Annotated in this window: 22 protein-coding genes and 1 tRNA gene; 8 read left to right on the top strand and 15 right to left on the bottom strand. The window is 65.3% G+C overall.

Annotation, left to right across the window (positions count from 1 at the left end; all coding sequences use genetic code 11):
* Positions 1-56 precede the first annotated feature (56 nt).
* Both BES08_RS00100 and BES08_RS00095 read right to left on the bottom strand, forming a co-directional pair.
* Positions 57-1,073, bottom strand: a complete 1,017-nt coding sequence (locus BES08_RS00100) for an alpha/beta hydrolase (protein ID WP_008828600.1) — start codon at positions 1,071-1,073, stop codon at positions 57-59.
* 229 nt (positions 1,074-1,302) lie between these two features.
* Positions 1,303-2,055 (bottom strand): SDR family NAD(P)-dependent oxidoreductase, encoded by a 753-nt coding sequence (locus tag BES08_RS00095; protein WP_008828601.1) that lies wholly within the window; start codon positions 2,053-2,055, stop codon positions 1,303-1,305.
* Positions 2,056-2,190: 135 nt separating this feature from the next.
* On the opposite strand from BES08_RS00095, the gene BES08_RS00090 reads away from it, so the two are divergent.
* The 4 genes from BES08_RS00090 to BES08_RS33845 all read left to right on the top strand — a co-directional run bounded on the left by BES08_RS00090 (position 2,191) and on the right by BES08_RS33845 (position 4,925).
* Positions 2,191-3,093, top strand: coding sequence for a LysR substrate-binding domain-containing protein (locus BES08_RS00090; protein WP_008828602.1), 903 nt, complete (start codon positions 2,191-2,193; stop codon positions 3,091-3,093).
* A 283-nt stretch (positions 3,094-3,376) separates the two neighbouring features.
* A complete protein-coding gene (locus tag BES08_RS00085) occupies positions 3,377-4,213 on the top strand; it encodes an alpha/beta fold hydrolase (protein ID WP_069707336.1) in 837 nt (278 codons plus the stop codon).
* A gap of 347 nt (positions 4,214-4,560) precedes the next feature.
* Entirely contained in the window at positions 4,561-4,692 is a 132-nt protein-coding gene (locus tag BES08_RS34455) for a helix-turn-helix domain-containing protein (protein WP_268957452.1), read from the top strand.
* A complete protein-coding gene (locus BES08_RS33845) occupies positions 4,692-4,925 on the top strand; it encodes a response regulator (RefSeq protein ID WP_338043845.1) in 234 nt (77 codons plus the stop codon). The genes BES08_RS34455 and BES08_RS33845 overlap by 1 nt, the downstream gene beginning before the upstream one ends.
* Here BES08_RS33845 and BES08_RS00080 read toward each other — a convergent pair.
* The 8 genes from BES08_RS00080 to BES08_RS00045 form a co-directional block, all read right to left on the bottom strand.
* A complete protein-coding gene (locus BES08_RS00080) occupies positions 4,869-5,879 on the bottom strand; it encodes a sugar kinase (RefSeq protein WP_069707335.1) in 1,011 nt (336 codons plus the stop codon). The two genes, BES08_RS33845 and BES08_RS00080, sit on opposite strands and share 57 nt — an antisense overlap.
* On the bottom strand, positions 5,879-6,619 hold the full coding sequence (locus BES08_RS00075) for a FadR/GntR family transcriptional regulator (protein ID WP_069707334.1): 741 nt from the start codon (positions 6,617-6,619) through the stop codon (positions 5,879-5,881). Before BES08_RS00075 ends, BES08_RS00080 begins: the two co-directional genes overlap by 1 nt.
* Positions 6,620-6,717: 98 nt before the next feature.
* Positions 6,718-9,609: a TonB-dependent receptor gene (locus BES08_RS00070; protein ID WP_083274552.1), complete on the bottom strand. Its 2,892-nt coding sequence runs from the start codon at positions 9,607-9,609 to the stop codon at positions 6,718-6,720.
* A 121-nt stretch (positions 9,610-9,730) separates the two neighbouring features.
* Positions 9,731-10,621 carry a rhamnogalacturonan acetylesterase gene (locus tag BES08_RS00065; protein WP_069707333.1) on the bottom strand — a complete coding sequence of 297 codons (891 nt, stop codon included), beginning with the start codon at positions 10,619-10,621 and terminating at the stop codon, positions 9,731-9,733.
* A gap of 14 nt (positions 10,622-10,635) precedes the next feature.
* Entirely contained in the window at positions 10,636-11,385 is a 750-nt protein-coding gene (locus BES08_RS00060; RefSeq protein WP_069707332.1) for an SDR family NAD(P)-dependent oxidoreductase, read from the bottom strand.
* 4 nt (positions 11,386-11,389) lie between these two features.
* The gene (locus BES08_RS00055) at positions 11,390-12,667 is read right to left on the bottom strand and encodes an MFS transporter (protein WP_197524405.1); all 1,278 of its coding nucleotides are present in this window, start codon (positions 12,665-12,667) and stop codon (positions 11,390-11,392) included.
* A complete protein-coding gene (locus BES08_RS00050; protein WP_069707330.1) occupies positions 12,664-14,886 on the bottom strand; it encodes an alginate lyase family protein in 2,223 nt (740 codons plus the stop codon). Before BES08_RS00050 ends, BES08_RS00055 begins: the two co-directional genes overlap by 4 nt.
* A complete protein-coding gene (locus BES08_RS00045; RefSeq protein WP_231958088.1) occupies positions 14,883-17,102 on the bottom strand; it encodes a polysaccharide lyase 6 family protein in 2,220 nt (739 codons plus the stop codon). Before BES08_RS00045 ends, BES08_RS00050 begins: the two co-directional genes overlap by 4 nt.
* 349 nt (positions 17,103-17,451) lie before the next feature.
* On the opposite strand from BES08_RS00045, the gene BES08_RS00040 reads away from it, so the two are divergent.
* The gene (locus BES08_RS00040; protein WP_069707328.1) at positions 17,452-17,925 is read left to right on the top strand and encodes a HipA domain-containing protein; all 474 of its coding nucleotides are present in this window, start codon (positions 17,452-17,454) and stop codon (positions 17,923-17,925) included.
* 79 nt (positions 17,926-18,004) lie between these two features.
* On the opposite strand, the gene BES08_RS00035 is transcribed toward BES08_RS00040, so the two are convergent.
* The 3 genes from BES08_RS00035 to BES08_RS00030 form a co-directional block, all read right to left on the bottom strand.
* Positions 18,005-18,415 carry a tyrosine-type recombinase/integrase gene (locus BES08_RS00035; protein WP_069707327.1) on the bottom strand — a complete coding sequence of 137 codons (411 nt, stop codon included), beginning with the start codon at positions 18,413-18,415 and terminating at the stop codon, positions 18,005-18,007.
* Positions 18,416-18,473: 58 nt separating this feature from the next.
* Positions 18,474-18,719 carry a hypothetical protein gene (locus tag BES08_RS33545; protein WP_197524404.1) on the bottom strand — a complete coding sequence of 82 codons (246 nt, stop codon included), beginning with the start codon at positions 18,717-18,719 and terminating at the stop codon, positions 18,474-18,476.
* A 63-nt stretch (positions 18,720-18,782) separates the two neighbouring features.
* Positions 18,783-18,872, bottom strand: a tRNA-Ser gene (locus BES08_RS00030).
* A gap of 154 nt (positions 18,873-19,026) precedes the next feature.
* On the opposite strand from BES08_RS00030, the gene hspQ reads away from it, so the two are divergent.
* Positions 19,027-19,407, top strand: coding sequence for a heat shock protein HspQ (hspQ, locus tag BES08_RS00025; RefSeq protein ID WP_008832682.1), 381 nt, complete (start codon positions 19,027-19,029; stop codon positions 19,405-19,407).
* A gap of 18 nt (positions 19,408-19,425) precedes the next feature.
* Here hspQ and BES08_RS00020 read toward each other — a convergent pair whose 3' ends face one another.
* Positions 19,426-21,618, bottom strand: a complete 2,193-nt coding sequence (locus BES08_RS00020) for a putative bifunctional diguanylate cyclase/phosphodiesterase (protein ID WP_069709085.1) — start codon at positions 21,616-21,618, stop codon at positions 19,426-19,428.
* A gap of 124 nt (positions 21,619-21,742) precedes the next feature.
* Positions 21,743-22,645 carry an ABC transporter permease gene (locus BES08_RS00015; protein ID WP_036530212.1) on the bottom strand — a complete coding sequence of 301 codons (903 nt, stop codon included), beginning with the start codon at positions 22,643-22,645 and terminating at the stop codon, positions 21,743-21,745.
* Between the two features lie 93 nt (positions 22,646-22,738).
* Between BES08_RS00015 and BES08_RS00010 the strand changes: the two genes are divergently transcribed.
* Together BES08_RS00010 and BES08_RS00005 are read left to right on the top strand one after the other, a co-directional pair.
* The gene (locus tag BES08_RS00010) at positions 22,739-23,437 is read left to right on the top strand and encodes a GcrA family cell cycle regulator (protein WP_069707326.1); all 699 of its coding nucleotides are present in this window, start codon (positions 22,739-22,741) and stop codon (positions 23,435-23,437) included.
* Positions 23,438-23,453: 16 nt separating this feature from the next.
* A complete protein-coding gene (locus BES08_RS00005; RefSeq protein ID WP_069707325.1) occupies positions 23,454-24,128 on the top strand; it encodes a peptidylprolyl isomerase in 675 nt (224 codons plus the stop codon).

The following is a 24,128-nucleotide window of genomic DNA, read 5'->3' as shown; positions in this document are numbered from 1 at the left end:
AGGTCATGGATCATGGGTGGAGGCTGGCGGCGATATGCCCCTGCCCCATGTCACCGTCACTGTGTGAACGCCTTTATCTGCTCGACCAGGATGTCCGGCACTTCATCCGGAATGAAGTGCCCGCTATCGACCTTGAGCACTTTGGCGCTCGGCGCCTTGCTCGCAAGGACACCCTGCAGCCAGGCAAAGCCCGGGCCACCAAGCGCAAGCACCGGCATGGCAAGCGGGGCATATCCATCGTCATCGACGATGTCCTGAGGAAAGGCCTGATACCAGCCGTCGCCGGCACGGATCGCGTCGCGCGGCGTATAGGCTGCAGCATAGACATCGCGATCGAGGGCATCGATCGCCGCTTCGTCCTTGGTCAGGTAATGGAAGAACCAGTCCTGTTCCATCCGAATCCGGCCCTCGCCCGCCATCTTCTCGTGCAGTTCGGGCACCTGGTGATAGGCAAACCACCAGACGTAGGCGTGAGAGCCATCACCCACCTTGTCACCGAACGTACCAAGGGCGGGCAGCATCGGCCAGGTCGCAAGCCCGGCATCGGGCGGCGCGACATCGAGCAGAACCAACTTGTCGGTAAGGTCGGAATGGTTCGCGGCAAAGCTGTAGGCGACCATGGAGCCGATATCGTGGCCTACGATATCGACCTTTCCTAGCCCAAGCTGATGCACCAGACCTGCGATGTCGGCGGCCATGGTCTTCTTGTCGTAGCCGCCGGCCGGCTTGCTCGATGCCCCCATGCCACGAAGATCGACGGCAATCACCCGCCTGTCTCGCGCCAGTTGCGGCATGATCTTGTGGTAGGACCACCAAGTCTGGGGCCAGCCCGGCAATAGTACCAATGCCGGCTTGCCGCTGTTGGCAGCGCCGCCTTCGACGTAATGGAGGCGTACTCCATCTACCTCGGCAAAGCCCTGACGGAAACCCGGCAGCCGGGCGAGCAGAGCCTCATCCGATGTCGCTGCATGAACTGTCGTGCCGGATGGTGCCGCCAAGGCCGCCTCTGCGATCATGACGGGACTGCCCGCAAGAACCATGGCAGCCATTCTCAATGCAATGTTCCAGATCATGTCGTGTTGCTCCCCGCCTTATGGCGCGATGATATTGCCTGGCGATGGGTATATTCCGCGATGCAGGAGCCAGGCTGCCAGCCATTCGGTCGCGGAACCTCGTTCGTGCGGGTGGCTTCCTCATCCGCAGGTATGATCGAGGCGCCGGCCGGCCAGCCCGAGGCCGGTGCCCGCCACCGAAACCGGCGGGCAGGCACCTGGGAAGCGGAGGGCCCGGCAAGCGGCTCTGTCAGATCTGGACCTGCCCGCCATCGACGAAGAGTTCGACGCCGTTGACGAAGCTGGCCTCTTGCGAACTGAGGAACAGCACGGCCCTTGCGATCTCCGAAGGCTGGCCGATGCGCCCGGCAGGGATCAGTCCGGCAAGATAGGCCTTGGTGTTCTCGGCATCCGTACCACCGCCGAACAGGTCATCGACGCCGGGCGTGTCGGTAACACCGGGGCTGACCGCATTGACGCGAATGCCGCGGTCCTTAAGGTCGAGAATCCAGTTGCGGGCAAAGCTGCGCACCGCCGCCTTGCTGGCGCTGTAGACGCTGAGCGCAGGCGTGCCGGAGATGCTCACGGTCGATGCGGTCAGCACCACCGAGGCCCCGTCACGCAGCAGCGGCAGCGCCTTCTGCACGGTGAACAGCACGCCCTTCACATTGGTGTCGAAGGTCTTTTCGTAATGGTCCTCGGTGATCGCGCCAAGCGGAGCGAACTCACCGCCGCCGGCATTGGCGAAGACCACGTCGATAGCCGAATGCTGCTGCTGAACGGCATCGTAGAGGCGATCGAGATCGGCCAGCTTGCTCATGTCCGCCCGCACGCCGGTGACCTTGCCGCCAATCGCCTTGACCGCTGCATCGAGCGCCTCCTGGCGGCGCCCGGTGATGAACACCGATGCGCCTTCGTCGGCAAAGGCCTTGGCCGTCGCGAGGCCGATCCCGGTCGTTCCACCGGTGACGACGACGACCTTGTTTTCGAACCTGTAAGCCATGTCATATCTCCATTCTCGTTTCCGACCGGCACCGTTGCCTGCCGCTGGAGAGACAAATGCATCCGGAACGATCTTGGCTGTAGATGGCAAAATCGCTACTCATCGTTCCATTAATGGAACGATGAGTAGCGATCGATGGCTGACTTCAACGACTATGCCTATTTCGCCGAAGTGGTGAAGCACGGCGGATTCGCGCCCGCCGGACGCGCGCTGCGCACCCCGAAATCGAAGCTCAGCCGCCGTATCGCTGCCCTTGAGGAACGCCTGGGCACCCGCCTGATCGAGCGTTCCTCGCGGCGCTTTCGCGTCACCGAAGTCGGGCAGGCGTTCTACGCGCGCTGCCGTGCCATGCTGGAAGAGGCCGAGCAGGCCGAAGCGCTCGTCGCGCAGGCACAGGCCGAACCGCAGGGCCGTATCCGTTTCAGTTGCCCGCGCGGGATGGTAGAAGTGCTATCGCCCCACCTGCCCGCGTTTCTGGCGCGCTATCCCAAGGTCGCGCTGCAGCTCGTCGCGACGGATCGGCCGGTCGATCTCATCGCCGAGCGTGTCGACGTCGCCCTGCGGGTCCGCGTGACGCTCGACAGCGACGCCTCGCTGACGATGCGCACTCTGGGGCAGTCACGGCGCATTCTGGTGACAGGCCCCGCACTTGCCGCAAGCATGCAGGATGCCACGATGGACGGATTGAAGCTGCTGCCGACGTTAGGCTCGAGCGACGAGATCGGCGAGATCACATGGCACCTTGCCGGCCCCGACAACACCGGCATCGATCATCGCCACGAACCACGGATGACCTGCGAGGACTTTGCCGCCCTGCGCGAAGCAGCCATGGCAAACCTCGGCGTTGCTCTGCTGCCCGATCATTCCTGCCGAGACGATCTCGCCGCCGGTCGACTGGTTCGCATCCTGCCTGAGTGGGGCGGGCAAATCGGCATCGTCCATCTGGTCTTCACCACGCGGCGGGGCCTTCCCCCGGCAGTCCGCGCTTTCATCGATCATCTCGCCTCGACATTCCGCGCGCTAGATACGCCGCGCTGAGCGGGCGCCGCCGTAAAGAGGGGCTTCCTACTCAGATGTTACGCGAGACATACGCAGGGATGATTTCCGATCGTACGCAGGTCTGGTGAATTGAGCGGGACGGCAATCCGGGGCCAGGGACCACTGGGCACTCGAAGCGCTACATTTCGAATTCATCGAAAGATGGATGCAGATTTATAGCACTTTCCAGAACGTCGGTTCGGCTTCAGAAATTATGTCAACGGATGTCGATGAACCGGACAGCCGCGCCTCACCCGATCAAACTTTTCGAAGGATTTCCATCATGGCCTACGTAACCACCACTGACGGCGTCGAGATCTTCTACAAGGACTGGGGCGCGAAGGACGCGCAGCCCATCGTCTTCCACCACGGCTGGCCGCTCTCGTCGGACGACTGGGACGCGCAGATGCTGTATTTCCTGTCCAAGGGCTTCCGCGTCGTCGCCCATGACCGCCGTGGCCATGGCCGCTCCGCACAGGTCAGCGAGGGTCACGACATGGACCACTACGCTGCCGACGCCGCCGCGGTGATGGAACACCTCGACCTTCGGAACGCCGTCCACATCGGTCACTCGACCGGCGGCGGTGAAGTGGCGGCCTACGTCGCGCGCTACGGCATCCCGCAGGCCCGCGTCGCCAAGGCCGTGCTGGTCAGCGCCGTGCCGCCGATCATGCTCAAGACCGAAGCCTACCCGGGCGGGTTGCCGATCGAGGTGTTCGACGGGTTGCGCGCCGGTCTTGCCGCCAATCGCGCGCAGTTCTTCCGCGATGTGGCTGCAGGCCCGTTCTATGGCTTCAATCGCGAAGGCGCCGAGGTGAAGAGCGCCGTCATCGACAACTGGTGGCGCCAGGGCATGATGGGCAGCGCCAAGGCCCATTACGACGGCATCAAGGCCTTCTCCGAAACCGACCAGACCGAAGACCTGAAGGCGATCACCGTCCCCACCCTCGTCCTGCACGGCGATGACGACCAGGTCGTGCCGTACAAGAACGCCGGCGTACTGCAGGCCGAGATCCTGCCGAACGCGACGCTGAAGATCTACGAGGGCTACTCCCACGGCATGCTCACGGTGAACGCCGAGACCATCAACCCCGATCTGCTCGCCTTCGTGCAGGGCTGAATCACTCTCCCGTGGGAAAATCTGGTTCAGATGGTCCCACAGGATTTAAAGCACGCGATGATATCGAGGATTGCGCCTCACTGCGCATCGCTAAACGAACGAAGGCGGTTGAGGCAACGGCCGCTAACGAGACAAGCAATCTGGCGACTGAACTACCGAGAAGCGGCGCTTCGCCGCCATCATTCCGGGCGATGTCAAACTGACTCACCGGCCTGCTGAGGGCCGGATGATTTCCACCTACCCCGCGCGCCGGACACGGCTTGGCAGCAGGAATTAAAGTTGTCTCACCCCTTTGGCCGAGGCAAAGACCTACCAGCGTTGCCTTCAATGGCATAAGAGTCTCATCCATGATCCGTGTCCTGGTGGTCGATGATCACCCGATCGTTTGCGAGGGCTTGAGCGCGATCATCGAAAACGAGGACGATCTATCGATGAAGCGGCGCATCAGTTCAGCCTGCTCAGACCTGACGTCGTCTTGATGGACATGCAGATGCCAAAGGCGAGCGGTGCCGAGGCCATTGCCACCATTCTTGCCGATGACCCTGCGGCAAGGATCATTGTGCTGTCGACCTACGCTGGCGACGCGTCAGCGACGCGCGCCCTCAAGATGGGAGCAGCCGGATACTTGCTCAAGAGCAATGCCCGAAAGGTCCCATCAACGCCGCACATCGCCTCCGCTTACAGAGAACGCATCAAGCTCTTGAAGTCCTAAAAAGCACATGTCGCCGGGCACGGTATGCTTGAGCACGGTATAGGCGAGCCCCGCCTGCGCGGTGGCGACGAGATCCGCGCCCTGCAGCCACTTGTGCAGCACGCCCGCCGCGAAGGCGTCTCCGGTGCCGATGCGGTCGACGATGCCGGTGACATCGACCTCGCTCGTCTGGTGCGCCGCGTCCCGCGCATCGAGACGCGCGGCGATACGGTGATGGCCGGAGTTCACCACGTGACGCGCGGTCGAGGCGATCATCTGCAGCTTCGGAAACGCCTCGAAGGCGGCCAGCGCGGCCTCGCGCCGACGGTCGGAGCCGTCGCCGGAGAACGCCTTGCCCAGCAACAGCGAGATATCCCGGTGGTTGCCGATCATGACCGTTGCCGACTGCATCAGGTCAGTCAGCACGCTGCGCGGGTCGCTGTCCCACGCGTCCCACAGCAGCGCGCGGTAATTGCCGTCGAAACAGACAGGCACGCCGGCGCTCGTCGCCGCGGCGACGGCGGCTTGCGCAAGAGCGACACCTCCGGGGCCGAGCGCCGGCGTGATGCCCGACAGGTGGAGCAGTCGAGCGCCCTCGAGCGCGGAGGCGAAGTCGAACTGGTCCGCCTTGGAGGTTGCGAACACGGAACCCGCGCGATCGTAAGTGATCGACGAAGGCCTCAGGCCCGCTCCGCTCTCGAGGAAGTAGAGGCCCATGCGGCCGGTATCGCGCCCGACGTGGGCGGTATCGATCCCGGCGGCATTCAGGGCCGCGCGCGCCTTGTCGCCCAAGGGACTGGACGGCAGGCGCGTCAGCATCTTCACGTCATGGCCCAGCGAGGCGAGCCCCGCCGCAACGTTGGCTTCCGCCCCGCCGACGACCATGTCCAGCGCATCGCACTGCACCGTCAGCCGCGCACCCGGCGTGGCGAAGCGCAGCAGGACTTCTCCAAAGGCGACGATATGACCCGTCATCAGCCAATCTTGGCGCTCATCAGGAAGCGTTCGCGGCTTTCCTGCGACTTGCGGCGCAGCTCGGAGATCGCGCGTTCCTCGGTCGCATCCAGCATCGAGCCGAGCAGGCGCTGGAAGTGCTGGCGCATCGCCACGCGCGCGCCTTGCGGATCGTGGCGGCGCAGCGCCTCGACGACGGCGGCGTGCTCGTCCTGCCGGGTCATGCCGTCATGGTGGCAGACGCTTTCGTGCGTGTGGCGAACTTCGGGCAATTCGGTGCGCAGCCGCCACAAGGTGCGGATGACATGCGTGATCGCACCGTTGCCCGATGCCGAGGCGATCGTCATGTGGAACTCGCGGTCGATCTCGGTGGAGCGCGCATCGTCCTGCTCCACCGCCATCGCCGCCAGCAGTTCGTCCAGCTTCGCCAGCGTCTCGTCCGAGATCACCGGCGCCGCGAGCGCCGCCGCCTCGGATTCGAAAAGAGCGCGCGCCTCGGTCAATTCCAGCGCGCTGACGGCGGGCAGGACGTCGTCGGCACGGTCGGCCCGGTCGGCCACGTAGATACCCGAGCCGGTCTTGATCCGCAGCACGCCGATCGCCTGCAGCGCGATCGCCGCCTCGCGGATGGTCACGCGGCTGACGTTGAACCGCTCGGCCAGTTCGCGCTCTCCGGGCAGGCGGGTGCCGGGGGGGAACACGCCTTCGTCGATCAGGGCCACGATCTGGTCGGCGATGCCCTGGAACAACCTGTCAGCCATGGCGATTCTTCTCTCTCGTTGTCACGCCTGCCTCATAGCTTCCATGCCAAAGCTAGGCAATTGCCTGACCAATCCTGCAGCCCCCGGCAATCCCGCCATCAGATCTTGGCGCGCACGCCCAGGAAGTAGCGCGAACCGTAATAGTGGTACTGCCGGATGCTGCCCTGAACCGGCATGTCGGTGATCTTGGGCTCGTCGAACACGTTCACGGCCTGGAACTGCAGCTGCACATTGGGCGTCACGTCGTAGGAGGCGCGCAAGTCCAGCGTCTGGTTCCCGCGCACATAGCGCAGTTGTGAATTGCCGCCGACGAAGTCCTGATAATACTTCGAGCGATAATTGTAGATCGCCGACAGGTTCATCTTGCCGAGCGAATAGTACAGCTGCCCCGAAACCACGTGCTTGGAATAGCCCGAAAGGTTCGCCGCCGGGATCATCCCCGGCGTCGTCTCGCCGGTTTCCGGATCGTATACCGCGCCGAGGCGGATATCCTCGTTCCTGAAATTGGAATTGGCGTAGTTGTAGCTGACCTTGCCGCCAAGCCCGTCGAACGGCGCGGGCAGCCAGGTGAAGCGGTTCGCCAGCGTCACTTCCAGCCCGTAGACCCGGCTCTTGCGCGTGCTGTTCTGGGTCTGGACGACCGGGATCGAGTAGTTCTGCCCGCCGATCGAGTAATCCTCGTTCAGCACCACCGGAATGAAGCCGCCGGTGAACTGCTTGTAGTAGACGGTGGCCGAGAACAGCGAATCCTTGTTGAGATAGTATTCCAGCGAGGCATCCGCGTTCCACGACATCAGCGGCTTCAGGCGCGGCGAGCCGTTGGCGGTGATGAGGCTGATCGCATCGGCCACCGACGAGAAGTTGGTGCCGTCCTCCAGCTGGATCGTCCGGCCTGCGCCGAGCGCGCTGGGCGCAGGGCGCGACATCGCGCGGTAACCGGCAAGGCGCAGCAGCAGGTCGGGCTTCAGCTCGAAGATCGCGTTGATGCTGGGCAGCAGACGGGTCGACCTGCTCTTGATGGTGACCGTGTCGAACACGCCGCTGTCGACGAGGCGGATCGAGCCGTCGGGGTTGTTGACCACCTGCAGGTCGCTGCGCAGCCCGTTCGAGGTCACGCGCGTCTGCACCGCCCGCACGCCGAAGTTGCCGCGGATCGGCATGTCGCCCAGCGAACTCTCGTAGTTCGCCATCAGGTAGGCGGCGAGCGTACGCTCGGTGACGTCGCGGTTGGCGACCGAGCGCACATCGGCATTGCGTCCCGGGTCCTCGGTGCCGAGGTATTCGCGGAACTGGCAGACCGGATCGAACGTCGCCCAGCTCGACAACTGGTTGCCCGGCGCGTTGGAGAGGTAGTCGCTCTGCGGGAACGTGGTGCGGCAGGCCAGGTTGACGTCGCGGTCAACCGCGCGGCTGTCCTGCGTGATCTCGACGCGGTCGTCGTAGTCCGAATAGGTCTGTTCGGTCCAGCGCGCGCCTGCCGCCACGCTGCGCAGGAAGCCGTCCATCTCGTACGTCGCATCGAGGCGACCGGCGATGATCCGGTTGCGGCGCTGCAGTTCGTCGCGGCGCAGGCGGGCGTCATCGCTGAACAGCGCATAGTCGTTGACGTCGAAGCGCGGGTCGATGGTCAGCGTCGGCGCATAGCTGCCCGGCGCCACGTCGTAGATATAGCCGACGCGCTGGTTGTTGATCGCGGTGGGGTTGCCGTAGATGTCGAGCGGGTCGGTGCGCAGGCGGACCGAGCGTTCCACGTCGGTGCGCACGGTGCGCGAATAGGAGGCATCGGCCTTGATCGTCAGCCGATCGGCGGGGCGCCATTCGACGTTGAAGCCGCCGCCGCGATACTCCTCGTCGCGCTCCAGCAGCGTGCCCACCGCTTCCAGCGAGGTGCGCCCTTCGAGGTGGGTGATGACGCCGTTCTCGTCATAGGCGATGTTGCTCAGGCCATAGCGCATTTCGGACAGGTTCAGGTCGCGCCGGTTCTCGGCGTAGTTGCGCTTGGAATACTGGACGTCCAGGTTGATATCGAGCGTCGAACTGGGCCGCCACTGGATCGCCCCGAAGATCGCGTCGCGCTTGTCGTTCTCGCTGATCTGGCGGTACGTCGCGGCATTGGGGACCAGCGCGAAGGGCGTTCCGGCCGCCGCCTGTTCGCGGCTCACTTCCGAACAGTTGCCATTGGGCACCGCGAGGCCGGGGTTGCACGCCACCCAGGTTGAGCTGGCGGCATAGGTCTCTTCTGGGTTGTTGGTCTTGTTGCGCTGGACGCCCAGCGCGATCCCGATCTCGCCCAGCGCGCCGGCGTCGAACTGGTCGACATAGCTGGCGGTGCCGCGCCAGCCCCATGCGCTCGAGCCCCGGATGCGATCCTGATAAGGGCTGTAGTTGGTCTTGAAGTCCAGCTGGATGTGGCGCTTCTTGAAGGCAAGCGGGCGGATGGTGCCCAGTTCGATCGTGCCCGCCACGCCGCCTTCGACGAGGTCGGCCTGCTGGGTCTTGTAGATCTTGATGCCGTTGATGAGTTCGGACGGGAACTGGTTGAAGTTCACCGCGCGGTCGCCGCTGCCGTTGGACGCATCGCGGCCGTTGAAGGTCGTGTTGCTGAGGAACGAGCCGAGGCCGCGCAGCGAGATTTCCGAAGCGCCGCCCTTTTCGCGGTGCGTGGTCGCGCCGGTGATGGTCTGGATCGCCTCGCCCACCGAGAGCGCCGGGAGGTCGCCGATCTCGGTGGACGAGAGCGAGTCAACGATCGCGGTTTCGCGCCGCTTCTCGTTGATGGAGGTCTGGAGCGTTTCCCGAAGGCCCGTGACGATGATGTCCTGCGCCGAGGCGCCGCCGAAATCCTGCGGCGCCTGAGTTGCCTCAGACTGCGCCGGCGCTTCCTGCGCCAGAACCGGGGCAGCGACGAAGGCGACACCGGCCAGCAGGCAGAAACGGATGGTACGGCGGCTATGGCCGCGAGCGGAGCCGCGATCGTGAGGCGACATCATGATTCCTCTTCCCTTTGGTCTTTGATTATTTTCTGACCAATTACGAATTATCAGTCAATCCACTATTTCATACCAATTTGAAAACATGAATTTGTCAAACTGGTATGAACTCATATCGAACTCAGGGCGCGATCTGGCTCCGCAGTTCCGGCACAGCCCGCGCCAGATCGCGCGCGACGAGGCCTGCGAAGAGTTCCGCGCCCTCATCGCCGAGGTGCGTGTAGTCGAACTTGCGCTGGAACTGGCCGCGCGGTCCGTCGGGCGTGGTCGGCACGTCGGGGAGCCGTGCTTCGGCCGCCGGGCGCGCCTTGAGGGTGGTTCCTGTACCCGCTTGGTGTCGTTCAGTGCCGTTGGGTGCCGTTTGCGCCAATGCCATCGATCGCACCGGCCCCATCTCCTGAACCGCCGCCGCACTGGCCGCGTTGAGGTCCACCAGCGGCACCTTGAGCGCGGCGGCGACGGCGCGGACTTTCGCTGCCCACGGCTCCAGCGTGTTGTTCAGCCGCCCCTTCACGAAGTCTCGCCGGGTCAGCGGGGTGAGCAGCACCGGCACGGCCCCGGCCTGGCGGACGTCCTCCACCATGCGGCGCAAATTGGCGGGGAACTCGCTGTCCATCTCGGTCCAGCGTTCCGCCACGGAGGACTGGTCGTTGTGGCCGAACTGGATCAGCACGAAAGTGCGGCGGTAGCCCGGCACGCGCGCTTCGGCGAGGGCGAGATCCCACGATCCCTCCTGCCGGTAGCTGCGCGTGGAGCGACCGCCGCGCCCCAGATTGAGGCAGGCGGTGGAAGATTTCACGTGATGGGCGCAGAACATCGAGGCCCAGCCGCTCATCGGCGCCATCGTGGAATCGCCGACCAGCACGATCTTGTCGGCCGCCAGCTTCTCCGCGTCGGTGCGTACGGTGCGCCCCTTCGACGTGTTCGCGTCCTGCGCCCACGCGCTCGTGCCTGCGCCCGTCCCCATCAGGGCCGCGGCGATTGCCGCGGCCACCCATGCCTTACGTGTCATCCTCTTGTTTCCCTTCAGGAAAAGGCCAGGCCGCCGTTGATGTCGAGGTTCACGCCGGTCAGGAACGCAGCCTCTTCGGACAGCAGGAAACCGATCGCGCTCGCCACTTCGTCGGGGTGGCCTTCGCGGCGCAGCGGGGTGTTGTTCGCAGTGGCGGCGCGGCCCTCGGGCTTGGAGAAGATGTCGTGGAAGCTGGTGCCGATCAGGCCCGGGCACACGGCGTTGACGCGGATGCCCTGCGGCCCCAGCTCCTTCGCCCAGCTGCGCGTCAGCGTCATCAGCGCGCCCTTGGAGGTGGCATAGACGCTCGCGCCCGGGCCGCCGCCATCACGCCCCGCCAGCGAGGCCACGTTGACGATCGCGCTGCCCTTGGAGAGGTGCGGCAACGCGGCCTTGGTGACGAGGAAGGCGGACTTGAGGTTGAGGTCCATCACATGGTCGAAGAACGCCTCGTCCATCTCCGCCAGCGTCTTGCGCGCGACCATGCCGCCCGCAAGGTTGACGACGAAATCGATGCCGCCGAATGCCTCGACGGTGGCCGCGACCAGCCCCGCGACATCCTGCGCGCTGGCGACGTCGGCCTGGTGGATCAGGCCGGAGCCGCCCTCGGCCTCGATCTCGGCAAGCGTGCGCTCGGCTTCCTCGCGGTTGCTGCGGTAGTTGATGACGACTTTCGCGCCCTCACGGGCGAGGTGCTTCGACACCGATTTGCCGATGTCACGGCCACCGCCGGTGACGATGACGGTCTTGTCCTTGAAACGCATGGATTCAGCCCTTGTCTTGAGAAGTGTTCGGGGGAGTGAGGGGTTCGATCCGGCCGCCCAGCAGCCAGATGCAAAGGAGGGAAAGCGGCACCAGCGCGGCGGCCAGCGCGAAGATCGGGGCGTAGCTGGTCTTGGTCATGACCGGCACCAGCCAGGTGGTGACGAGCGTGCCCGCCACTGCCGCCGTGCCGCCCAGCCCCGCCAGCGAGCCGACCGTGCCGCCCGCGAAGTAATCGGCAGGCAGGGTCTGGATGTTGTTGATCGCCATCTGGAAGCCGAACAGGATCACCGCGATCAGCAACACCGCATAGAGCGGGCTGGCGGCGTGCATGGTCAGCAGCAGCGGCGGCAGCATGATGAGCCCGCCAAGCGTGATCGCGCACTTGCGCGCGAAGTTCACCGTCCGCCCGCGCGCGATCAGCGCACCGGACAGCCAGCCGCCCGTCAGGCTCCCCGCCATCGCGCCGACGAACGGGACCCAGGCGAACAGGCCGATCTGCTGGACGTCGAAGCCGAAGGTCTCGGCCAGATAGATCGGGAGCCACGAGACGAACAGCCACCAGACCGGATCGAGGAAGAAGCGGCTGACGATGATCGCCCAGCTCTGCCGGTGGCGCAGCATCTGCGCCCAGCCGGGAGCATAGCCTGCCGGCCGGACGGCCTGCGCCTCGCCGGTGCCCAGGATATGTTCGCGCTCGGCTTTGGTGAGCCATGGGTTGCTGTCCGGGTCGGCGCGGTAGAGCAGCAGCCAGGGCACCAGCCACAGCAGCCCGAGCACGCCGATCGCCAGAAACGTCGCGCGCCAGCCGAACGCGGTGAACAGCAGAGCCACCAGCGGCGCGGAGACGATCGCCCCCAGCGACGCACCCGCGTTGAACACACCCTGCGCCAGCGCGCGCTCCTTCTGCGGGAACCACAGCGCATTGGCCTTGGCCGCGCCGGGCCAGTTGCCCGCCTCGCTGACGCCCAGCGTCACGCGCAGCAGCGCCAGCAGGCCGAGCGAGCGCACCAGCGCATGCGCCCCGATCGAGAGCGACCAGAACAGGATGGAGACGGCGAAACCCAGCCGCGTCCCGATCACGTCGAAGATCTTGCCGAACGCCGATTGCCCGAAGGCGTAGGCCAGCATGAACACCGTCACCAGCAGCGCATAGTCGGACTTGTCCGCGCCGATCTCCTTCGAGACGGCAGGCCACATCACCGCCAGCGCATTGCGGTCGATATAGTTGATGACGGTCGCCAGCCCGATCAGGCCGATGACCATCCAGCGCAGGTTCCTCACTTGGATTTGCCTCCAGTCTTGGGGCCGGGCTTGGGCAGATCAAAGCGGCCGACCGGCCCCTTCCAGCTCTGCGCAGTGGCTCCCAGCTGCAGCGAATGGGCATGGGCGGGATCGGTATCCTCGGACACCGCGACCACCGTGGAGGCGCCGCTGCGCCAGCCGATCGTCACCACGTCGACGTCGCCCTCGCGGCGGTGCGTTAAGCTGCGCACGGCGCTTTCGCTGCCGGTGGTGGTCTCCGCCGAGGCATCGTAGCGACCATGCGGCTCCAGCAGGCTGACGAAGGCCGCATCGCGCGCACCGTCCAGCCGCTGCACGATGAAGGGCTCTCGCCGCAGGTTGAAGCGCGGGTCGTTGGCGCCGCTTTCGCCCAGGATCATCGTCACGCCCGGCGTGGCGACGCGGTAGCTATAGAACCGGCCGTCCTCGATCCAGGTGACGACACCGTCATCCGCGCCCGGCGTCCCGGTCGCATCGACCCACATGTGCTGATAGCCGTTCGCCTTGCCCAGCACCGGGCGGGCGGTGAGGTTGGACTTCAGCGCAAAGCCGGTGTCGATCAGGTGGCCGGCATAGTGCAGCGGCAGGTCGTAGCGCGCCGCCTTGCCGCCGTTCACGCGCAAAAGATCGAGCACCAGCGGGCTTTTCGCGCCCTCCACGCTCAGTTGCACCAGCGCGCGGCGGAACGTGACGCCCGGATAAGCGCCCGCCATCTCGGCGATGGAAGCCTTCGCCGGGCCTTCGCCGTTGAACCACAGCTGGCGCGGGGTGGCCGTCGCGCTTTTCCAGTCGGCGCCGAACTGGCTGCCCTCGTCCACCACCAGCGTGTTGTGCGCTACGGTCTGCTTGGCCCAGCTTTCGTTCTCGGGCAGGTAGCGCCCGCCGTCCTTGGCCTCGATATTGAGGAAGCGCGCCGCGCCATAATCGGTGACGATCGCCTGCCCGTTGTCGTAGAGAATCCAGTTCAGCCGGTCGAAATGGCCATGGCCCATGCCCTGCGCAGTGTTCTTGGCGACGAGCACCTGATCCTTGGCACCAGCCCCGTCGCGCAGCACGGCGATGCCGCCGTCATTACCATCCGGCCCATCGCGCAGCAGCACCGAAGCGAAAGGGAACGGCTTTGCCTTGCCCGCCGCCAGATCGCGCGCCACTTCGAGGCCCTTGGGCGTCAGGACCGTGCGCCCCTGCCACTGCGCGATGGAGAGCAGTGCCGGATCGTGGGTCTTGGCATAGCCGATCGCCACCGCCTGATAGAGTTCCTCGGTCTTGAGGCTCTTGTCCGGCATGGCGTCATTGAAGGGGAAGAAATAGCCGTCGTACGTCGACTGGATCGAGGTGCGGATCGCCTTGAGGACCACGCCGTCGCGGTACTCGAAGATGCGGCGCCGCGGCTCGTTGGCGTCGATCGCGGCGGCGAAGATCACGAAAGGCTGCAGAGCGTAGCGCTGGTAGTACGGCCCTTCCGCATAATAGCCGTCGGGCGAGAACAGCAGGTCCAGCTGGCGCAGGAACCCGGCCTTGCCGCTCTTGTCGAGACCCTTCAGCGCCTTGTCGACGAGGTCCTGATCGCGCAGCACGTAACCGGTCATGCCGACCCCGGCATTGGCCCATGTCGCATGGTTGTGGATGCGGTCGAAGACTTTGGGCGAGCCGGTGGACAGGAACGTCGCCATCCGGCGGAACACCTGTTCGTCGATCGTCCTGCGGTCCTGCGGGGTCAGCGCATCGCGCACCGCATCGTAGCCCTGGATGCCGTAGACCAGCCATACGGAATCGTTGAGGCTCTGCCAGAACAGACGGCCTGCCGCCTCGTTCGCAGCTGCGGGGTGCGGGCCGAGACCGGGATAGAGCTTCGCATAGGCCAGCAGGATGTCGCGCGCGTAATCGACGTAGCGCCGCTCGCCCGTCACGCGGTAGAGCAGCCCGGCGCCGTAGAGCGCCATGTAGTTGCGCTTGTGCTGTTCGTGGGTGGCGCCGCCGCCCGGGTCCCTGGGCACCGGCACGTCGATCCCCGCCTTCATCGCCGCATCCACCGATTTGCGCACGCGCGCCAGTTCGGCGGCGAACAGCGGATAGCGCTCTGCCTGCGCGCCGAGGCCCGAGAGTGCGGCGGAGTCGGTCAGGACGGGATGGGCGTCGTCTGCGGGTGTCGCCGCGAATGCGGGCAGCGGAGTCAGCGCGGCCAGCGCAGCGCCGAGAAAAAAGGTTCGTGCGATCATGATGCGTCTCCGCCGCTGACGTTGCCGGATACCTGAACCTGCGGGGTCCCCTGCGGATAGAGCCGCGAGATCTGCGGCTGCGCGGTATCGACGAAACGGTTGTCGAGAATACGGGTGAGCGGTGCGCCGACGCTGTGGGAAACGGCGATCCGTCCCGCCTTGCGGAAGGTATTGCGCGCCATCAGCGTGGACTGCACGCCCGAAAGCGCCAGCAATTCCGGGCCGCCGCCCTCCACGGTGTTGCCGGTGATCTCCACTTCGGGGCCGAACGTGCTCTCGTCCGTCCCGCCGCGAAGGACCTGCGCCAAAACGCCGATGTGAGTGAAGTGGGAGCCGGCGATGGTGATGTGCTCGGCGGCGTAGAGGCCCTTGCCGCCGGTCTCCGCAGCGGCGGCGAGCACGGTGCCGGACAGGCCCGTTACGGTGACGTCACGCAAGGTCAGGTGGTCCGCGAAAGTCGCGGGCGTGGTCGCGACGAGATCGAAGCCGGGAGAGGCATCCAGCCCGGCGAAGTCGGTGCCTTCGATCTCGACCGCGTAATTGGCGATCGTCGAGGTCGGGGCGGAGCGGATCACGGCATTGCCTGCGCTGCGGGGCGCGGCTTCGCCGGTGATCGTCAGTCCCTGCAGGCGCAGGCGGCCGCCTTCCGCCAGCGCGAACAGCGTCGGGCCGGTGAAGGCAATCGTCGCGGTTTTCGGTCCCGAAACTGTGACTGGCACGGCGATGCGAAGTGGGGCACGGACGGCGTAGCGCCCGGCGGCAAGCGCGATCACGTCTCCCGGCTGTGCCGCGGCGACGGCGGTTTCGAGCGAACCGGGATGCGTCTCGATCGTGCGGCCCGATCCGAAGGCAACTTCGGGCGCGGGCTTGGCGTACCAGTCCGGCCCCACCTGCGCGAGCGTGACAGGCACCAGATCGCGCGGCGCGCCGCGCTTCGCCAGTGCCGGATCGCCGGGATACAGCAGCCCGTTAGCTGCGCGCTTCAGCGCGATCGGCCCGGTGGTGAAGCCCGGTGCGAGTTCGGCGGGGACCTGCGCGCTCGCCGCGTTGTCCGTGAAGGCGATGCCCTTGACGTCCGCCTCGATCGCGAAGGGCGAAGCGCCTGTGCCGGTGACGAGGTTACCGGTAAAGCGGCTGTCCCGTGGCGGTGCCGAACGCTCCGCGTCCGCACCTGCACCCAGCGTGATGCGGACCGAGTCCAGTATCGAGTTGTTGGCGATCACCGCGCCGGTCACGGGATGGTAGCGGTTGATCGCAGAGCCGGGCACGCCGTTCATCACCGCGATTGCGCTGGTGAAGCTCGTTCCCGCCAGCCCTTCCATGTAGTTGTCGCGCACGGTCTGGCCCACGTTGATGACGCGCACCCCGCCGGTATGCGGCTTGCCCTTGCCAAGGAAGACGTTGCGTTCGACGAGGTTGCCGTTGCCATGGCGCAGCACGATCGAGCCCTGCGACTGCAGGATCAGGTTGGCGCGCACGACATTGCCGCCCGACTTGACCGAGACGATCTCCACCTCTCCGTCGCAGCGATCGAACACGTTGGCCTCGACGGTGGTGAACGAGTCCGAAAGCGATTCGTCGCTGGTTCCGATGCGGATCGTCTCGCCGCCATTGGAACCGAGCGGCGGGCGCGAACCGAAATAGTTGTGGTCGATCCGGTGGCGGTTGGCCTGCGGCTGGCCCTTGGGGCGGATCACTGCCAGCGTCACCCCGGCATTTCCCTTACCCGCGAACCAGCTGTGATCGACGCGGTTGTCGTGCCCGTAGAGCGACACCCAGCGGTCCTCGCGGCGGCGGTCGGGTTGGTTAAAACGGTCGATGACAACCTCGGTGAGCCGCGAATTCACAGCCACCCGGCGCGAATCCCGGCGGAAGCTGATCACCTCGTCGCCCGGCGCCGCACCGTTGCGGAACACCAGCCCTGAGACTACGAGCCATTCGCCCGCCAACTTCAGGCTGGAAGCCCCGGTCAGCACGACCTTTCCGGCAGTCTGCGCCGCCAGCGTCACCGGTCGCCCATCACGCCCATGAGCCTCGAAGACGATCGGGAAATCTTTCCACTCCCCATTCGCGAGCCGAACGACATCCCCGGCCTGCACCATGGGCAAAACTCTCACATATTCGGCAGGCGTGCGGACGAGATAGTCCCGCGCAATGGCCGGAACGGCCACGCAAGAAGCCGTCACCATAATTGGTATGACAATCTTACCAATCAACACATCTCTCCATGCCCGTCATTTATGTTTTATTGGCATACACATCTGGCATGAATCAGGCAACCCAATCCTGTCGATCAACTTCTGGGCACGCTAATCCGCCGGTGCTGCGCCGATTTACATTGGCACGAAGGGGTCCGCCGGTGCCCGCGCGATCGAAATCCCAGCAGACAGTTGCAGGTGTGGAACTGTCCGCTACGCGTGGCTAAACACCCAAGCCTCACTTGGAGTTAGCATTACGCGAACTGGGTGAAGGGCATGGCCGCACGTCAGCTCGAAGAACTTACAGCCACAAAGGCAGGAACTGGTTCGAGCACACCGCCTGATGACACCCTGCCGCCAGGGAGCCATGCGTTTTCTCGATGAGGCTGGTCAGGTCATCCGCGGCAACGCAGGGGATTCTGTCCCGCGCCTTGTCGATCTGGAAGCGATCACGGCGATCGCGCGTGCCTACGAACAGGGCAAGGAGGTATCCAACAAGGACGACCACCTGAGGAACCACAGCTTTCTGTATGCCGGCGGCGGGCAATGGCGCTTGTCGCCTGTGTTCGACGTCAATCCTGCACCCGACCGCAACCCGCATCTGGAAATGTCGATCCTGGAAGGCGGCGCGCATGATCGCTCAATGGCGCTCGCGCTGGAGGCCTGCGAGTTCTTCGAAATCGGGGAGCAGGAAGCCCGCGACACCATTCAAGGGCTGGCACAGACGGTGTCCTCTTCATGGCGCAATGCGCTTTGCGAGGTAAGCGTCTCCTGCCCGCTAGCAAGATCATATGAGCGAGCGGTCGTTCACGACAAGATGAAGCTCATACTGGGTCTATAATTCATATTTGATGAGTTAAATCCAACAAACCACCATATATGATTACATTGGCCGGCCCGGGGAGGTTTGGCGCAAAGGATCATTGCGAGCCTTCTGAATCCCCCCTCCTATCGACCTTAGGATTCAGTCCTCCGCAAAACGCATCCCAGTCGCCCATCATGGCCCGGCACTTTTCCAGCAGATTGCCTCGACGATAGGCCGCCTCAGTCTTGCTCTTCACCACGTGAGCAAGCGCTGCCTCCGCAACATCGCCAGAATGTTGGGTTTCCTCACTGACCCAGTCGCGGAATGACGAGCGAAAGCCGTGCGCGGTGTAGGGCTCACGCATCTCGCGGAGCAGTTTGGTGAGAGTCATGTCGGACAGCGGGGACTTCGGCCGCGCCCCAGGAAATACCAAGGTAGCCGCCCCGAGCCGCAATTCCTCGCATCGCCGCAGAATTTTCAAGGCGCCCTCACCCAACGGCTCCACATGCTCGCGCTGCGCCTTCATCCGATCCTTGGGGGATGGTCCAGAGCTTGGCTTCGAGATCGATCTCATCCCAAGTCGCCTAGCGCACCTCTCCAGAACGTCCGGCCGTAAGGATCGCAAACTGGAGCGCAAGGCGACTGAACGATTCACGTTCACGCAGACGCCGCAGGAATGTCGGCACCTTATCGTAGGGCATGGCAGCGAAATAGCCTTCACACTCGTTGCGGACAGCTTTCCCATGACCAAAACCTTCCCACATTTTATCCCACATGACCAATCGGACACCGACGGATCGAGTTGGATGCGGCGGCAGGACGCGAATCATTTGGTAAGCCTTGGAATTCCTTGGCTTTCTACGGATCGCTCTGAATGTGTCTGGAAGAGTAAGTGGCGGAGAGGGTGGGATTCGAACCCACGGTACGGTTTCCCGTACACTGCATTTCGAGTGCAGCGCATTCGACCACTCTGCCACCTCTCCGCTAGAAGATTTAGGCGGTGAAACAAGTTCCACCGGGTCGGGAAGCGCGCCGTTAGCGGACCTGATCGCGCTTGCCAAGCCCTCATTTCACATTTTCGGGAACAGCCCCGCATGCTCGCTTGTTTGAAATGCCCATGAAACCTATATCTCGGCCATGAACAGAGCGTCATTCTTCTCGCCCCAGGCCGGGCGTGTCATCGACGCACCGCTGCGGACGCGGGCACGATTCGCAATCGGCGATGTCGTGCGCCACAGACTCCACGACTTTCGCGGCGTCGTCTTCGACATCGACCCCGTCTTCGCCAACAGCGAGGAATGGTACCAGGCAATCCCTGCCGAAGTGCGCCCCAAGCGCGACCAGCCCTTCTACCACCTCCTCGCAGAGAGTGACGATTCCAGCTACGTCGCCTACGTCAGCCAGCAGAACCTGACCGGGGACGCCGATGGTGGGCCGGTCGATCATCCCTCGCTGTCGCAGATGTTCGACGATTACGACAATGGCCGCTACCAGCTGCGCCCCGGCCTGGCGCACTGATTTCCCCGTCGATATGGCTCAGAGCGCCGCGGATGAGCGATCGCCCTCGCCTGCCCGCTTCGTCAGCAGCCGGGCGATCGCCGAGGCGGGGACAGGCCGCGAGAACAGGTAGCCCTGCACTTCGTGGCAGCCGACCCGCTCCAGGAACTCGAGCTGTTCGGGGGTTTCCACGCCCTCCGCGGTAAGGCGCAGGCCGTTGGCGCGCGCCAGACCGACGATCGCTTCCACCAATGCCGCCCCGGGCACCGTATCGACTGCATTGACGAACGAACGGTCGATCTTGATCCGGTCCACAGCGATGTCACGGATATGGCTGAGCGAGGAGTAGCCGGTTCCGAAATCATCCAGCGCGCAGTGCACGCCAAGCCCGCGCAGGTCCGCAAGCGAGCGGGCGACTTCGCCGGAAGCCGCCATGAGCGCCGTCTCCGTCAGTTCCAGTTCCAGCCGCTCGGCGGTCACGCCGCCGTGCCCTAGCACCTCGCGCACGATCTCGACGAACTTGCGGCTGCGCAGCTGGATCGGCGAGACGTTGACGGCAACGCGCAGACCCGGCCAGGCGCGCGCATCCTGCACGGCGCGGCGCAGCACCCATTCACCCAGCACCGTGATGAGACCGCTCTCCTCGGCCGAGCGGATGAAAGCGCCGGGCGCGACGAGGCCCTGCTCGGGATGCTGCCAGCGCAGCAGCGCCTCCACGCCGACCATGCGGCGGTCTTCCAGCGACCAGATGGGCTGGTAGTGCAGCTCCAGCTGCCGGTCGCAGTCCGCCAGCGCCAGTCGCAGCTCCCGGTAGGTCTCCTCGCGCGAGCGGACATCGTGGTCCATATCCTGCGTGAAGAAGACGTAGCGGCTGCGGCCGTCGGTCTTCGCCTTGTAGAGAGCGATGTCGGCCTTGCGGGTCAGTTCGGTGCGATCGAGGCCATCCACCGGGGAGACCGCCACGCCGATGCTGGCGCCGATGAATGCCTGCGAGCCGGCCAGGTCGAAGGGGCGCTCCAGTTCCGCGACGATGCGTGCGCAGATGCCTTCGATCGAGGCCCGCCCCTCCGGCTCGCCGATGAGGATGGCGAATTCGTCGCCGCCCAGCCTGGCGACGATGTCGTAGCCGCGCACTTCGGCGACCAGCCGCCGCGCCACCTGCCGGATCAGCGCATCGCCCGCCGGATGGCCGAGCGTGTCGTTGACCTGCTTGAAACGGTCGAGGTCGATGTAGAGCAATGCCAGCAGTGTGCGGTGCCGGCGCGAGCGGGCAAGCGCCTCGTCGAGCCGCTGCTCGAACATCGCCCGGTTGCCGAGCCCCGTCAGATCGTCGTGCATGGCGCGGTGCTGCGCGTGAAGGCGGCTTTCCTCGAGGTCGTGCGTCCGGCGGGCCAGACGGCTCGCCAGCATGAAGAGGACTACGGTGATCAGCAGCAGGACGATCGCCAGCGCCGGAGCCAGTGCCGCGATGACCTGGCTGCCGGGCGCGAAAGGTTGCCACACGAGGTAGCCCACGACGCGCGAGGCGCGGTCGTGGAGCGCTACCGAGCGCTGCCCGTTATCAGCGGGCGGTGCGAGGGCGAAATGCGCTCCCGCAAGGCCGTACTGCTCGGCCACGCCGCCGAAGAACTGGTTGTCGAGATAGACCACTGCGACATGCAGGGCTTCCGCTCCCGGCTTTTGCCGGAGCGTTCCGCTGTCGGTGACGATCGGCTTGATGCTGATGATCGCCGGGCGCCCGCGGACGATGGCGATGTCGGCTTGTCCGGGCGAGAGCATCGCCACGTCGGCTTCCGTGCGCTTGCGGATGGTGGGCGCGCGGCGCAGGCCTGACAGCAGCGGCCGCGTCGCGTCTTCCACCGCGATGTAGCTTTCCGGACGCGCGCGCTTGCCTGCCCGCATCGCGTAGATCGGCGCGCCCTTCGGGTCGAGCAGATAGACCTCGTCGATCCCGGCATAGTCCTCGAACCAGACGCCGAGGTTCAGGTCGAGCCAGCGCTCGTCCAGCGGACGCTTGCGCGCCTCACGGACGGCCTCGTCCCATACGGTCGAGGACTCCTGCGCATGGGCGACGCGCTCCATGCTCTGCGCCAGCACCAGCGAGACGATGGCGTGATCGCGGTTGCGGGCGATGCGATCGACTTCGTGCCCGGACCATTCCAGCAGGCCGAGCATGAGGGCGAGCAGGCACAACGCCGCCGCCACGATCGGAGCCGTAAACCGACCGACCATCCGCTTGCGATTTTCGCCCAAGGCCAATCGTGATGTCACACACGACTGCCTGCACCAGAGCGAATAACTTTTCCTTAACGAAAGCCTGTCGTCCGATGTGAATATTTACGGATAACGGGCCTTTTCAGCCCTTAAGCTTCCAACCTGACCGCAGGACGAAGAACAGCACCGTCGCCAGCGCCGCATCCAGCACACCGACGCCCAGTGCACTGTGCAGCACGGCCATGTTGGTGTCGCCGATATCGCTCTGGCCGAGGAAGCCGAAGCGGAAGCCCGAGATCACGTAGAAGAACGGATTCACCCGGCTGATCGCCTGGAATGCGGGCGCCAGGTTGTCGATCACGTAGAACGTGCCCGACAGCAGCGAGAGCGGCGCGATGACGAAGTTGGTGACGGCCGCGTTGTGGTCGAACTTTTCCGCCCATACCGAGGAGAGCAGGCCCAGCAGCGCCAGGAAGGCCGATCCCGCAAGGCCGAACCACACGACCGCCCACGGATGCGCCATCGACAGGCTCACGCCCGGCCACAGCAGCATCGCCAGCGTCAGGGCAAGGCCCACCAGCACCGCGCGGGTGACGGCCGCGCCGATCATGGCGACCATCAATTCCGCCTCGGTCAGCGGCGGCATGAGGTAATCGACGATCGTGCCCTGCACCTTGCCCGCGAGGAACGAGAAGCTGGAATTGGCGAAGGCGTTCTGCATCATGCCCATGACGATCAGCCCCGGCGCCACGAAGGTCGCGAAGTTGACGCCCAGCACCTGACGGTCGCCCCGGCCCAGCGCCACGGTGAATATCACCAGGAACAGCATGGTCGTGATCGCGGGAGCCCAGATCGTCTGGGTCTGGACCTTGAAGAAGCGCCTGACCTCCTTCATATAGAGCGTCTTGAGCCCCTCCCAGTTCACCTGGTGGATCAGGGGTTCTCCCTTTGCCGGAAAACGGCGAGTCGTGTTGCCGTTGGTGCCGTCGGGGTTCAGGATCCCGGAGGTGCCGGGCAGCTCAGTCGAATGGGGTTGATCGGCCATGCACCGGCGACTATCGGCTGATGCCTTCCGAGGCAAGCGGCGCCTGGAAATCAGGGGCGATTCTCTCGTCCCGCATGAAGTGATGGAACTGGAATGAGCTGGACTGACGAGCGGATCGAGAAGCTGACCAAGATGTGGGAGGGCGGTTCCACCGCCAGCCAGATCGCGGACGAACTCGGCGGCGTCAGCCGCAATGCGGTGATCGGCAAGGCGCACCGCCTCGGCCTCAAGGCGCGCCCTTCCCCGGTGAAGGCCAACGAGAAGCCCGCGCGCCCCGCGCCTGCTCCGAAGAAGCCCAAGCCCGAAGTCACCGCCGCGCCCGAACCGGCCCCCGCCCCCGCGCCGCGAGTCGAAGCGCCGGTCGCCCGTGCCGCCGCCCCCGCGCCGCAGCCGCCCGTGCAGCGTGCAGAGCCCTCGTCGGTGCCCGCCGCCGATGCTCCGGCCGCGCCGCCGCAGCCGCGCATCGTCTCGGTCGGTCCCGGCGGCTTCCTGCGCCAGGGCCCCGGAGACCAGCAGCAGCCGATCCCGCCCGCGCCGCCGCGCCGTCTCGTGCCCGCGAAGCCGAGCCCGGAAATCGCCGGCAAGACCAGCCTGCTCGACCTCAGCGACCGTATCTGCCGCTGGCCGATGGGCCACCCCGGTGAGCCGGACTTCCACTTCTGCGGCGACAAGGTAAACCCCGGATTCCCCTACTGCGTCGAGCACTGCGGCCGCGCCTATCAGGCCCAGCTGCCGCGCGGTGCGCGCCGTGCGCCCCCGCCGCTGCCGTTCGGCGGCCCACGGGTTCGCTAAGGCGATGAAATCGGGGATGAAGCTCCAGGCAGCGCTCGCTCTTATCGCGGTGCCGCTGGCGCTATCCCCGGCCAGTGCGCAGGATGCCGCGCCGGTCACACCGGCTGCGGCACCCGCAGCGGCTCCTGCTCCGGTCCCGGCCGAGTACGTCTATGTCGCGCTGACGGTGCCGCAGGGTGTCATCACCCTCGCGCTCGACAAGACCCACGCACCGCTGACGACCGCCAATTTCCTCAAGTACGTCGATACGAAGAAGATGGACGGCGCCGTGTTCTACCGCGCCATGCATCTCGATCACGACCCTGAACAGGGCCTGCTGCAAGGCGGCGTGCGCAACGGCGCCAACCTGCTGCCCCCGGTCGCACACGAGCCCAACAGCAAGACCGGGATCAAGCACGTCACCGGCACCATCTCGATGGCCCGCTTCGCGCCCGGCTCGGCGCAGGCCGACTTCCTGATCCTGCTCTCCGACATGCCCTCGCTCGATGCCGACGCCGGCAACGACGGCAAAGACCCCGGCGCGGGCTTCGCCGCCTTCGGCCATGTCGCGGCGGGCATGGACGTGGTGAAAGCGCTCTGGAACCTGCCGCGCTCGCCCACCAAGGGCGAAGGCGTGATGAAGGGACAAATCCTGGAGCAGGACGTGAAGATCATCACCGCCCGCCGAACCAAGGCACCACCGGCGCCCTGA

The sequence above is a fragment of the Novosphingobium resinovorum genome (genome assembly GCF_001742225.1).
GTDB lineage: Bacteria > Pseudomonadota > Alphaproteobacteria > Sphingomonadales > Sphingomonadaceae > Novosphingobium > Novosphingobium resinovorum_A.
Note: the sequence above shows the minus strand (reverse complement) of the source record. Positions and strands in the feature narration are given on the sequence as shown.